The 12446-nt window shown below is 71.7% G+C and carries 12 protein-coding genes; all 12 read left to right on the top strand.

The window, feature by feature from the left end; translation table 11 throughout:
• The first annotated feature begins 128 nt into the window (after positions 1 to 128).
• The 12 genes from ACIRO3_RS17145 (at position 129) to ACIRO3_RS17090 (ending at position 12421) form a co-directional block, all read left to right on the top strand.
• The gene (locus ACIRO3_RS17145) at positions 129 to 560 is read left to right on the top strand and encodes a DUF948 domain-containing protein (protein ID WP_404137285.1); all 432 of its coding nucleotides are present in this window, start codon (positions 129 to 131) and stop codon (positions 558 to 560) included.
• Positions 561 to 568: 8 nt separating this feature from the next.
• Positions 569 to 922, top strand: coding sequence for a DUF6167 family protein (locus tag ACIRO3_RS17140; RefSeq protein ID WP_361783235.1), 354 nt, complete (start codon positions 569 to 571; stop codon positions 920 to 922).
• Positions 922 to 3609, top strand: a complete 2688-nt coding sequence (alaS, locus tag ACIRO3_RS17135; RefSeq protein WP_361783238.1) for an alanine--tRNA ligase — start codon at positions 922 to 924, stop codon at positions 3607 to 3609. Before ACIRO3_RS17140 ends, alaS begins: the two co-directional genes overlap by 1 nt.
• Positions 3606 to 4076, top strand: coding sequence for a Holliday junction resolvase RuvX (ruvX, locus tag ACIRO3_RS17130; protein WP_361783241.1), 471 nt, complete (start codon positions 3606 to 3608; stop codon positions 4074 to 4076). The genes alaS and ruvX overlap by 4 nt, the downstream gene beginning before the upstream one ends.
• Before the next feature lie 126 nt (positions 4077 to 4202).
• Positions 4203 to 5990 carry an endolytic transglycosylase MltG gene (gene mltG, locus ACIRO3_RS17125; protein ID WP_404137281.1) on the top strand — a complete coding sequence of 596 codons (1788 nt, stop codon included), beginning with the start codon at positions 4203 to 4205 and terminating at the stop codon, positions 5988 to 5990.
• A gap of 170 nt (positions 5991 to 6160) precedes the next feature.
• Complete coding sequence (locus ACIRO3_RS17120; RefSeq protein ID WP_404137278.1) at positions 6161 to 6994, top strand: shikimate dehydrogenase; 834 nt, start codon at positions 6161 to 6163, stop codon at positions 6992 to 6994.
• A gap of 166 nt (positions 6995 to 7160) precedes the next feature.
• Positions 7161 to 8345, top strand: a complete 1185-nt coding sequence (gene aroC / locus ACIRO3_RS17115) for a chorismate synthase (RefSeq protein ID WP_404137276.1) — start codon at positions 7161 to 7163, stop codon at positions 8343 to 8345.
• Positions 8342 to 8860, top strand: coding sequence for a shikimate kinase (locus ACIRO3_RS17110; protein ID WP_366000300.1), 519 nt, complete (start codon positions 8342 to 8344; stop codon positions 8858 to 8860). Before aroC ends, ACIRO3_RS17110 begins: the two co-directional genes overlap by 4 nt.
• Positions 8857 to 9948, top strand: coding sequence for a 3-dehydroquinate synthase (gene aroB, locus ACIRO3_RS17105; protein ID WP_404137273.1), 1092 nt, complete (start codon positions 8857 to 8859; stop codon positions 9946 to 9948). The genes ACIRO3_RS17110 and aroB overlap by 4 nt, the downstream gene beginning before the upstream one ends.
• Positions 9945 to 10385, top strand: coding sequence for a type II 3-dehydroquinate dehydratase (gene aroQ, locus ACIRO3_RS17100; RefSeq protein ID WP_361783256.1), 441 nt, complete (start codon positions 9945 to 9947; stop codon positions 10383 to 10385). Before aroB ends, aroQ begins: the two co-directional genes overlap by 4 nt.
• Before the next feature lie 80 nt (positions 10386 to 10465).
• Positions 10466 to 11230, top strand: coding sequence for an AAA family ATPase (locus ACIRO3_RS17095; RefSeq protein ID WP_404137270.1), 765 nt, complete (start codon positions 10466 to 10468; stop codon positions 11228 to 11230).
• Between the two features lie 84 nt (positions 11231 to 11314).
• Entirely contained in the window at positions 11315 to 12421 is a 1107-nt protein-coding gene (locus tag ACIRO3_RS17090; protein ID WP_361783262.1) for an aminopeptidase P family protein, read from the top strand.
• Positions 12422 to 12446: the final 25 nt, after the last annotated feature.

The raw sequence follows: 12446 nt of genomic DNA, 5'->3' as shown, positions 1-12446 counted from the left end.
TCCGGACGCGCCGCGTACAAGGCGGACCCCGGGGCTCCGGAATTCCGGTACGGGCGGGGATCTCCGGCGCGATAGGGTCGGAAGACGACCTTTATACGTGGCGATCGATGTGCGGAGAGTGGTGCGACGTGTCCGGTGGAGAGGTGGCCGGGATCCTCGTGGCCGTCTTCTGGGCCATCCTGGTCTCCTTCCTCGCCGTGGTGTTGGTGAGGCTGGCCCAGGTCCTGAAGGCGACCACCAAGATGGTGGCCGACGTGACCGAACAGGCGGTCCCGCTGTTGGCCGACGCCTCCACGACCGTCCGCTCCGCGCGCACCCAGCTCGACCGGGTCGACGCCATCGCGAGCGACGTCCAGGAAGTCACCTCCAACGCCTCCGCGCTGTCCTCGACCGTGGCCTCCACCTTCGGCGGTCCCCTCGTCAAGGTCGCGGCCTTCGGCTACGGGGTCCGCAAGGCGCTGGGCAAGAACACGGACGACGCGCCGAAGAAGACATCCCGACGTACCGTGATCGTCGGCCGTACGGTGCCGACGCCCCGGCGCCGGAAGCAGAAGGGCTGAGACCTCCGATGTTCCGCCGAGCCTTCTGGTTCACCGCCGGCGCCGCCGCCGGCGTGTGGGCCACCACCAAGGTCAACCGACAGCTGAAGAAGCTGACACCGGAGAGCCTCGCCGCGCAGGCCGCCGACAAGGCGGTGGAGGCGGGTCACCGCCTCAAGGACTTCGCCCTGGACGTCAAGGCGGGAATGACGCAGCGCGAAGACGAGCTGAACGACGCACTGGGGCTCCACCAGGACCCCGACCGGGCCGACAACGTCACCGCCCTCCCCGGGCCGCGACGGCTGCGGGCCCTGGAGAACGACCAGACCACCCACCGCACGAACCGATCGACGGCTGGGTACAACCGGAATGAGGACCACTGATGGAGTCGGCTGAAATCCGCCGCCGCTGGCTGAGCTTCTTCGAGGAGCGCGGTCACACCGTTGTCCCTTCGGCGTCGCTCATCGCGGACGACCCGACTCTGCTGCTGGTCAACGCGGGCATGGTCCCGTTCAAGCCGTACTTCCTCGGTGAGACCAAGCCCCCGGCCCCGCGGGCCACGAGCGTGCAGAAGTGCGTCCGTACGCCGGACATCGAAGAGGTCGGCAAGACCACCCGCCACGGCACGTTCTTCCAGATGTGCGGCAACTTCTCCTTCGGGGACTACTTCAAGGAAGGCGCCATCAAGTACGCCTGGGAGCTGCTCACCAGCTCCGTGGCGGACGGTGGCTACGGCCTCGAACCCGAGAAGCTCTGGATCACCGTCTACCTCGACGACGACGAGGCCGAGACCATCTGGCGCGACGTGGTCGGCGTCCCCGCCGAGCGCATCCAGCGCCTGGGCAAGAAGGACAACTTCTGGTCCATGGGCGTCCCGGGACCCTGTGGTCCGTGCTCGGAGATCAACTACGACCGCGGCCCGGAGTTCGGCGTCGAGGGCGGCCCCGCCGTCAACGACGAGCGCTACGTGGAGATCTGGAACCTGGTCTTCATGCAGTTCGAGCGTGGCGCCGGCGACGGGAAGGAAGACTTCCCGATCCTCGGCGAGCTGCCGTCGAAGAACATCGACACCGGCCTCGGGCTCGAACGTCTCGCCATGATCCTGCAGGGCGTGCGGAACATGTACGAGACCGACACCCTGCGCGTGGTCATGGACAAGGCCACCGAGCTCACCGGCGTCCAGTACGGGGCCGCCCACGGCACCGACGTATCGATGCGCGTCGTCGCCGACCACATCCGCACCTCGGTGATGCTCATCGGTGACGGCGTGACCCCCGGCAACGAGGGCCGCGGCTACGTGCTGCGCCGCATCATGCGGCGCGCCATCCGCAACATGCGCCTCATGGGCGCCACCGGTCCCGTCGTCCAGGAGCTCGTGGACGTCGTGATCAACACGATGGGGCAGCAGTACCCGGAGCTGCTCACCGACCGCAAGCGGATCGAGACCGTCGCCCTCGCCGAGGAAGCCGCCTTCCTGAAGGCCGTCAAGGGCGGCACGAACATCCTCGACACCGCCGTGAGCGAGACCAAGGCCACCGGCGGCACCGTCCTCTCCGGCGACAAGGCGTTCCTGCTCCACGACACCTGGGGCTTCCCGATCGACCTCACCCTGGAGATGGCCGCCGAACAGGGCCTCTCCGTGGACGAGCCGGGCTTCCGCCGCCTGATGCAGGAGCAGCGCGACCGCGCCAAGGCCGACGCCAAGGCCAAGAAGACCGGCCACGCGGACATGTCCGCCTACCGGGAGATCGCCGACGGCGCCGGAGCCACCGAGTTCACCGGCTACGCCACCAACCAGGGCGAGTCCACCATCGTCGGCCTGCTGGTCAACGGCGTGTCCGCGCCCGCCGCCTCCGAGGGCGACGAGGTCGAGATCGTCCTCGACCGCACCCCCTTCTACGCCGAGGGCGGCGGCCAGCTCGCCGACCAGGGCCGGATCAAGCTCGACTCCGGCGCCGTCGTCGTCGTGCGCGACGTGCAGCAGCCCGTCCCGGGCGTGTCCGTGCACAAGGGCTCCGTCCAGGTCGGCGAGGTGACGGTGGGCGCCTCGGCGTACGCCGCCATCGACATCAACCGCCGCCGGGCCATCGCCCGTGCCCACTCGGCCACGCACCTGACGCACCAGGCGCTGCGCGACGCCCTCGGCCCGACGGCCGCCCAGGCCGGTTCCGAGAACTCGCCCGGCCGCTTCCGCTTCGACTTCGGCTCCCCGAACGCCGTACCCGGCACGGTCCTCACCGACGTCGAGCAGAAGATCAACGACGTGCTCTCGCGCGAGCTGGACGTCACCGCCGAGATCATGAGCATCGACGAGGCCAAGAAGCAGGGCGCCATCGCCGAGTTCGGCGAGAAGTACGGCGAGCGGGTGCGCGTCGTGACCATCGGCGACTTCTCCAAGGAGCTGTGCGGCGGCACGCACGTCGGCAACACCGCCCAGCTGGGTCTGGTGAAGCTGCTCGGCGAGTCCTCCATCGGTTCCGGCGTGCGTCGCGTCGAGGCCCTGGTGGGCGTGGACGCGTACAACTTCCTCGCCAAGGAGCACACGGTCGTCGCCCAGCTCCAGGAGCTGGTCAAGGGCCGTCCGGAGGAGCTGCCGGAGAAGATCGCCTCCATGCTCGGCAAGCTGAAGGACGCCGAGAAGGAGATCGAGAAGTTCCGCGCGGAGAAGGTCCTCCAGGCCGCCGCCGGTCTCGCCGCCGGCGCCCAGGACGTACGGGGCGTCGCGCTCGTCACCGGCCAGGTGCCGGACGGCACCGGCGCCGACGACCTGCGCAAGCTCGTCCTCGACGTGCGCGGCAGGCTCGCCCAGGTGCCGGGGCAGGGCGACCGCCCGGCCGTCGTGGCCCTGTTCACCGTGGCGAACGACCGCCCGCTGACGGTCATCGCCACCAACGAGGCCGCCCGCGAGCGCGGCCTCAAGGCCGGTGACCTGGTGCGCACCGCCGCCAAGACCCTCGGTGGCGGTGGCGGCGGCAAGCCCGACGTCGCCCAGGGCGGCGGTCAGAACCCGGCCGCCATCGGCGACGCCGTCGCGGCCGTCGAGCGACTCGTGGGCGAGACCGCCCGATGACACTGCGCCGCGGCCGTCGGCTGGCCATCGACGTCGGCGACGCCCGGATCGGGGTCGCCTCGTGCGACCCCGACGGGGTGCTGGCCACACCGGTGGAAACCGTGCCGGGACGGGACGTCCCCTTCGCCCACCGGCGGCTGCGGCAGCTCGTCGCGGAGTACGAGCCCCTCGAAGTCGTGGTCGGCCTCCCCCGCTCGCTCAGCGGGCGGGAGGGGCCGGCCGCGGTCAAGGTGCGCGCCTTCGCGAACGAGCTGGCCAAGGGCATCAAGCCGGTCACGGTGCGGCTCGTGGACGAGCGGATGACCACGGTCACCGCCGCCCAGGGGCTGCGGGCCTCCGGGAAGAACGCGAAGAAGGGGCGCTCGGTCATCGACCAGGCGGCCGCCGTGGTGATCCTGCAGACCGCTCTTGAGACCGAACGGGTATCGGGTAATCCGCCCGGTGAGTGCGTCGAAGTGGTTGTCTGATCGCGATACGGTAACGTTCCGCGCGATGTGGCGGCACTCGAACAGCCGTCGCCCACCACTTCAGAGGCGGAACCGGGTGCCGCGGCAACGAAGCCGCTGCCTCCGTCTCGCGGCTCTAGGGGATCGATGACTGAGTATGGCCGGGGCCGCACCCCCGAACCGTGGCACCCCGAGGACCCCCTGTACGGGGACCAGGGGTGGACCGGGCATCCGGTCCAACAGGGTCAGACGCCGTACGCCGGTGGCGCTCAGGAGCAGTACCAGCAGCAGCCGCCGCAGCATCCGGACCCCCAGACCCACCAGCCTCCGTACGCGGATCCGCAGTACCGGCAGCAGTACCCGCCGCAGCAGTACCAGGACCCGCAGTATCCGGACCCCCAGTACCCGAGCCAACAGCAGTACCCCGGTCAACAGCAGTACCCGGACCCGCAGCAGTACCCGCAGCAGGGCCATGCCCCGCAGCAGCAGCCCACCCCTCAGCAGTCCGGCCCGCAGCAGCCGGCGTACGGCGACCAGGTCTGGGACACCGGCCAGGGACAGTACGTCGCCGGGCCCGCCCCGGTGGACCCGTACGCGGGCGTGGACCCGTACGTCCAGCAGAACACGGGTGCCTACCCCGGCGAGGCCCCCGACCCGTACAGCACTCCCGACGCCTACCCGCCGCCGCAGCCCCCGGGCCGGCGGCACCTGGAACCCGAGCCGGGTGCCCAGGCGCAGGACGGCGACCTCCTGACGGAGGAGCGCGAGGAGGAGGACGGCTCCCTCGCCGGCGGGGACCCCGACGGGTCGGGCGGCGGGCGCAGGTCGGGCCGTTCGAAGGACACGACGAAGCGCAGCGGCGCCGCGTGCCTGATCGCCGCCCTCGTGATCGTCGGCGTAGTCGGCGGAGGCGGCTACTACGGCTACACCTATCTCAAGAGCAAGTTCAGTTCGGCCGCGGACTTCGCCGGCACGGGCACCGACGAGTCGGTCGACGTCGAGATCCCCAAGAACGCGGGCCTGATGCTGATGGGCCAGCTCCTCAAGAAGGCGGGCGTCGTGGCGAGCGCGGAGGCCTTCGCCGCCGCCGCCGAGGCCAACCCCAAGGGCAAGTCCATCCAGCCGGGCGTCTACTCCCTCAAGAAGGAGATGTCCGCGAGGTCCGCGGTCGAGGTCATGATCGACCCCGCCGCCCTGAACGTGCTCACGATCCCCGAGGGCAAGCGCAACTTCGAGATCTACAACATGGTCGACAAGAAGCTCTCCCTCAAGCCCGGCACCACGAAGGACGTCGCGGCCAAGGAGGCCAAGAACCTCGGCCTCCCGGACTGGGCCAACTCCAACAAGAACATCAAGGACCCGCTGGAAGGCTTCCTCTACCCGGCCCGCTACGACCTGGGCAAGGACATGAAGCCGGAGGCCCTGCTCAAGCAGATGGTCGCCAAGGCCAGCCAGGAGTACGCGAACGCCGACGTCAAGGGCCAGGCCACGAAGATGGGCCTGAAGAACCCCCTCGAACTCGTCACCGTCGCGAGCCTCGTCCAGGCCGAGGGCAAGTACCAGCACGACTTCGACAAGATCTCGCGCGTGGTCTACAACCGCCTCAAGCCGGGCAACACCGAGACGAACGGTCTGCTCGACTTCGACTCCACGATCAACTACATCAAGGGACAGAGCACGCTCGACGTCGGTTCGGTCAAGGAACTGCGCCAGATCGCCGACCCCTACAACACGTACAAGATCGTGGGTCTGCCCGCGGGTCCGATCAGCAACCCGGGCGCGGACGCGCTCAAGGCGGCGACGAACCCGGAGCCCGGCCCCTGGTACTACTTCGTGTCCGTCAACGAGAACAAGACGCTGTTCGCGGTCACCAACGACGAGCACAACGTCAACGTCGAGGAGTACGAGAGGGAGCGCAAGAAGTCGGGCCAGTAGCCCGGGCGTTCGAGGCGCTTCCGCACCCGGCCCCCGTCGTCCCCGGACGACGAGGGCCGGGTGTCCTCGTCCCGACACGGGCTGCTGTACTGTCTCTCGCGCCCGGGCACCGGCCCGGTCGTCCGCGCGCGTGCGTGCGCGCGAACGGATCTGTGTGAGGGGCGAGGGAATTGCAGCCGACAGTACGGCGGGCCGCGGTGCTGGGGTCACCCATCGAGCACTCCCTCTCCCCGGTCCTGCACCGCGCCGCGTACCGGGAACTGGGCCTGTCCGGCTGGACGTACGACCGCTTCGAGGTCGACGAGTCCACGCTCGCCGGATTCGTCGCCGACCTCGGCCCCGAATGGGCCGGCCTGTCCCTCACCATGCCGCTGAAGCGGGCGATCATCCCGCTGCTCGACGGGATCAGCGACACCGCCGCGTCGGTGGAGGCCGTCAACACGGTCGTCCTCACCCGGGACGGCCGGCGCCTCGGCGACAACACCGACATCCCCGGCATCGTCGCCGCACTGCGCGAACGCGGTGTCGAGAAGGTACCGGCCGCCGCCGTCCTGGGCGCCGGAGCCACCGCCTCCTCGGCGCTGGCGGCGCTCTCCCGGGTCTGCGCCGGCGAGGTCACCGCGTACGTGCGCTCGCGCGAGCGCGCCGACGAGATGCGGCAGTGGGGCGAACGGCTCGGCGTCGACGTCCGCACGGCCGACTGGTCGCGGGCGGCCGAGGCGCTCGGCGCACCCCTGGTGATCGCCACCACCCCGGCGGGCGCGACCGACGAACTGGCCCGGGAGGTCCCCGCCGGCGCGGGGACCCTGTTCGACGTCCTGTACGACCCGTGGCCCACCGCGCTCGCGGCGGCCTGGTCGGGGCGCGGCGGCACCCTCCTCGGCGGGCTGGACCTCCTGGTCCACCAGGCGGTCCTCCAGGTCGAGCAGATGACCGGCAGCGCCCGCGGCCCGTTGGCGGCCATGCGCGCGGCGGGCGAAGAGGCACTCCGGGCCCGCCCGTAAGGGCGTGACGCCGCCTCGAAGGGCGGGGACCTGACGGATCCCCCGTCCGATACCTGGACCTGGCACCTGGATACCCCCGCGGACATGGGAGGATCGGGTGAGGCGGGTCCGGGCCGCGCACCCGATCGCGCCGTCGCTGTGCCAGGCGCGAGCATGAGGAGCATCGTTGAGCAGGTTGCGTTGGCTGACCGCAGGAGAGTCGCACGGACCGGCCCTGGTGGCGACGCTGGAGGGCCTCCCCGCCGGCGTCCCGGTCACCACCGAGCTGGTGGCCGACCACCTGGCCCGGCGCCGGCTCGGCTATGGCCGCGGTGCCCGGATGAAGTTCGAGCAGGACGAGATCACCTTCCTCGGCGGCGTCCGCCACGGACTGTCCCAGGGTTCCCCGATCGCCGTCATGATCGGCAACACCGAGTGGCCGAAGTGGGAGACGGTCATGTCGGCCGACCCCGTCGACCCCTCGTTGCTCAAGGAAACCGGCCGCAACGCGCCGCTGACCCGCCCGCGCCCCGGCCACGCCGACCTGGCGGGCATGCAGAAGTACGGGTTCTCCGAGGCCCGCCCGATCCTGGAGCGCGCCAGCGCCCGTGAGACGGCCGCCCGCGTGGCCCTCGGCGCCATCGCCCGGTCCTTCATCAAGGAGGTCGCGGGCATCGAGATCGTCTCGCACGTGGTGGAACTGGCGGCGGCCAAGGCCCCGTACGGCGTCTACCCGGCCCCCGCCGACGTCGACAAGCTCGACGCCGACCCGGTGCGCTGCCTCGACGCGGACGCCTCGAAGGCGATGGTCGCCGAGATCGACCAGGCCCACAAGGACGGCGACACCCTCGGCGGTGTCGTCGAGGTCCTCGCGTACGGGGTGCCCGTCGGCCTCGGCTCGCACGTCCACTGGGACCGTCGCCTCGACGCCCGCCTCGCCGCCGCACTCATGGGTATCCAGGCCATCAAGGGCGTCGAGGTCGGCGACGGCTTCGAGCTGGCCCGCGTGCCCGGCTCGCAGGCGCACGACGAGATCGTCTCCACCGACGAGGGCCTGCGCCGCACCTCGGGCCGCTCCGGCGGCACCGAGGGCGGCCTGACCACCGGTGAGCTGCTGCGCGTACGGGCCGCGATGAAGCCCATCGCGACCGTGCCGCGCGCGCTCGCCACCGTCGACGTGGCCACCGGAGAGGCGACGGTGGCCCACCACCAGCGCTCCGACGTGTGCGCCGTCCCGGCCGCGGGCATCGTCGCCGAGGCGATGGTCGCGCTCGTGCTGGCCGACGCCGTCGTCGAGAAGTTCGGCGGCGACTCGGTCCCCGAGACCCGCCGCAACGTCCGCTCGTACCTCGACAACCTGCAGATCCGGTGACCGCCGGACCACTGGTCGTCCTCGTCGGACCCATGGGGTCCGGCAAGTCCACGGTGGGGGAGCTCCTCGCCGTCCGCCTCGGCGTCCCCTACCGGGACACCGACGCCGACATCGTCGCGGCCACCGGCCGGGAGATCTCCGACCTCTTCGTCGACGAGGGCGAGCCGTACTTCCGCGCGCTGGAACGGCGGTCCGTCGCGGCCGCCGTCGCCGAGCACACCGGGGTCCTCTCCCTCGGCGGCGGAGCCGTCCTCGACGAGGGCACCCGCGGGCTGCTGGCCGGCCTGCCCGTCGCCTACCTGTCGATGGACGTCGAGGAAGCGGTCCGGCGCGTCGGCCTGGGCGCCGCGCGCCCGCTGCTCGCCGTCAATCCGCGCCGCCAGTGGCGCGAGTTGATGGAGGCCAGGCGCCACCTGTACACCGAAGTCGCGCGCGTCGTCGTGGCCACCGACGACCGCACCCCCGAAGAGGTCGCGCAGGCGGTCCTCGACGCTCTGGAGTTGAAGGACGTATGACAGACCAGGTGACGCGCATCCAGGTCGGCGCCAGCGCCGGACACGACGCGTACGACGTGCTGGTCGGCCGGCAGCTGCTCGGCGAGCTCGGCTCCCTGATCGGCACGAAGGCCAAGCGGGTCGCGGTGATCCACCCCGAGGCGCTGGCCTCGACGGGTGAGGCGCTGCGGGACGACCTGGCCGCGCAGGGCTACGAGGCGGTCGCCATCCAGGTGCCGAACGCCGAGGAGGCCAAGACGATCGAGGTCGCGGCGTACTGCTGGAAGGCCCTCGGCCAGTCCGGCTTCACCCGCACCGACGTGATCGTCGGCGTGGGCGGCGGCGCCACCACGGACCTCGCGGGCTTCGTGGCCGCCTCCTGGCTGCGCGGGGTGCGCTGGGTCGCCGTACCCACCACCGTGCTCGCCATGGTGGACGCGGCCGTCGGCGGCAAGACCGGCATCAACACCGCCGAGGGCAAGAACCTCGTCGGCGCCTTCCACCCGCCCGCCGGGGTGCTCTGCGACCTCGCCGCGCTGGACTCGCTGCCGGTCAACGACTACGTCAGCGGCCTCGCCGAGGTCATCAAGGCCGGTTTCATCTCCGACCCGGTGATCCTCGACCTGATCGAGGCGGACCCGCAGGCGGCCCGTACGCCCGCCGGACCGCACACCGCCGAGCTGATCACGCGCTCGATCCAGGTCAAGGCGGACGTGGTCTCCAGCGACCTCAAGGAAGCCGGGCTGCGGGAGATCCTGAACTACGGCCACACCCTCGCGCACGCCATCGAGAAGAACGAGCGCTACAAGTGGCGCCACGGCGCGGCCGTGTCCGTCGGCATGGTCTTCGCCGCCGAGCTCGGCCGGCTCGCGGGCCGGCTGGACGACGCGACGGCGGACCGGCACAAGGCGGTCCTCGCCTCCGTGGGTCTGCCGCTGACCTACCGCGGCGACCAGTGGCCCAAGCTGCTGGAGACCATGAAGGTCGACAAGAAGTCCCGCGGCGACCTGCTGCGCTTCATCGTCCTCGACGGGCTGGCCAAGCCGACCGTCCTGGAAGGGCCGGACCCGGCCGTGCTGTTCGCCGCGTACGGCGAGGTCGGGGCGTGAGCCGGCGGGTGCTCGTCCTGAACGGCCCGAACCTGGGCCGGCTCGGATCGCGCGAGCCCGACGTGTACGGGGCCACCTCCTACACCGGGCTGGTCGAGAGCTGCCGCGCGGTGGGCGAGGAACTCGGCTTCGACGTCGAGGTCCGCGAGACCAATGACGAGGGCGAGCTGGTGCGCTGGCTGCACGAGGCGGCGGACGGCAAGATCCCGGTCGTCATCAACCCGGGCGCCTTCACGCACTACTCGTACGCCATGCGGGACGCGGCGGCGCAGCGGACCGCGCCACTGATCGAGGTGCACATCTCGAACCCGTACGCCCGCGAGGAGTTCCGGCACACCTCGGTCATCGCCGCGGTGGCGACCGGCACCGTGGCGGGCTTCGGCATCGGTTCGTACCGCCTGGCGCTGCGCGCGCTGGCGGACGAAGTGACCGCCTGACGGCAGGGGTGGGACGCCGGCGGTCCGGGGTCATATAACGTTCTCGCATCAGTCGCCGGAACGAGACGGAGTGGCAGCGGATGCAGCAAGGAGTGGGAGGCGGCGCCTGGGGCGGGTCGGGACAACACCCGGCGGCGCCCTCGCAGCCGCCCATACCCGCCGGGCAGGGTTGGCCGGGATCCGTACCGCCGCCCCCGCCGGTCCAGCCCCCGCCGGTCCCGCCCCAGCAGGTGGTCCCGGAGACGACGGGCCACATCCCGCTGCCGCCGGCCGTGGCCCCCGGCACCGGCGGCGCCACCCTCGCGGTGCTGCTGATCGGCCCGGCGGGCGCGGGGAAGACCACCGTCGCCCGCCACTGGGCGGCCACCCGACCCGTGCCCACCGCGCACATCAGCCTGGACGACGTCCGGGAGTGGGTCTGCTCGGGCTTCGCCGACCCGCAGGCGGGCTGGAACGAGCACTCCGAGGCCCAGTACCGTCTCGCCCGCCGCACCTGCGGTTTCGCCGCCCGCAACTTCCTGGCGAACGGGATCTCCTGCATCCTCGACGACGCCGTCTTCCCCGACCGGCCCGTGGTCGGTCTGGGCGGATGGAAACGGCACGTCGGCCCCGCCCTGCTGTCGGTCGTCCTGCTGCCCGGCCTGGAGATCGTCCTGGAGCGGAACGCGGCCCGTTCCGGCAACCGGCGGCTCTCCGACGAGGAAGTCGCGCGCATCCACGGCCGGATGGCGGGCTGGTACGGATCCGGGCTCTCGATCATCGACAACTCGCACCTGGACGTCGAGGGCACCGCCCGCGCGCTCGACGAGACCCTGGCCCGCGTCATCGGGACCCCACAGACCTGAACCGGGCCCGCACCCCGGGGGCCGCGGGCCCGTACGGACCCGCTCGCCGGGCCGGATGGGCGGGGCGCTCGTAGGCTCGAAGACATGTCAGACGCCTACGCGGCCCGCAGGGGCCGGCTTCGCGACCGCTGTGCCGCCGCGGGCAACGCCGCCGCGTTGATCACGCGTCCGGCCAATGTCCGCTACCTCGCCGGGGCGTCCCCGCGCGGCGCCGTCCTCCTGGTCGGGCCCGCCGAGGACGTGCTGTTCTGCGGCACCTCGCCCACCGGGGAGGCCGACGAGGGCCGGCTGGACGACCAACTCCGGGTGAACGTGCTCTGCGCCCCCGGCGGGGACCCGGCCGTGGCCGCCGCCGACATGGCCGCCTCGGCACGGGCCGACTCGCTCGCCGTCGAGGAGCACCACCTCACCGTCGGCCGCCACCGCGCCCTGCGCTCGGTCGCGCCCGGACTGCGCCTCGCGGACCTCGGCACGTCCGTGGAACAACAGCGCCTCGTCAAGGACGAGGAGGAGATCGCCTGTCTGCGGATCGCCGCCGAGATCGCCGACCAGGCGCTCGGCGAGCTGCTGGAGTCCATCCTGGTCGGCCGGACCGAACGCCACCTCGCGCTGGAACTGGAACGGCGCCTGGTGGACCACGGAGCCGACGGCCCCGCCTTCCCCACCTCGGTCGGCACCGGCCCGCACTCCGGCCGCTCCCGGCACCGGCCGTCCGACCGCCGGGTGGAGGAGGGCGACTTCCTCTCCGTCTGCCTGGGCGCCAACTACCGCGGGTACCGCTGCGAGATCGGCCGCACGTTCGTGATCGGCACCACCCCGGCCGACTGGCAGATCGAGCTCTACGACCTGGTCTTCGCCGCCCAGCGGGCCGGCCGGGAGGCCCTCCTGCCGGGCGCCGCCTACCGGGACGTCGACCACGCGGCGCGCTCCGTACTGGGGTCGGCCGGCCACGGCGAGGCCCTCGCGCCGTCCACCGGACACGGTGTCGGTCTCGAAATCGACGAGGACCCGCAGCTTGCACCTACGGCAATGGGTAAACTGGACGCTTGCGTGCCGGTCACCGTCGAACCGGGGGTTCACCTCCCGGGCCGGGGAGGTGTCCGGATCGATGACACGCTCGTCGTGCGCCCCGAGGCGGACGGCGGTCCCGAGCTACTCACCATTACGACCAAGGAGCTGCTCGCGCTGTAGTCCGCCCAACCGGACCGTGCGCGCC

It is taken from the genome of Streptomyces sp. NPDC102278 (assembly GCF_044766345.1).
Taxonomy (GTDB): Bacteria; Actinomycetota; Actinomycetes; order Streptomycetales; family Streptomycetaceae; genus Streptomyces.
The sequence above is the reverse complement of the archived record's forward strand: the minus strand, read 5'-3'. Positions and strand labels throughout refer to the sequence as shown.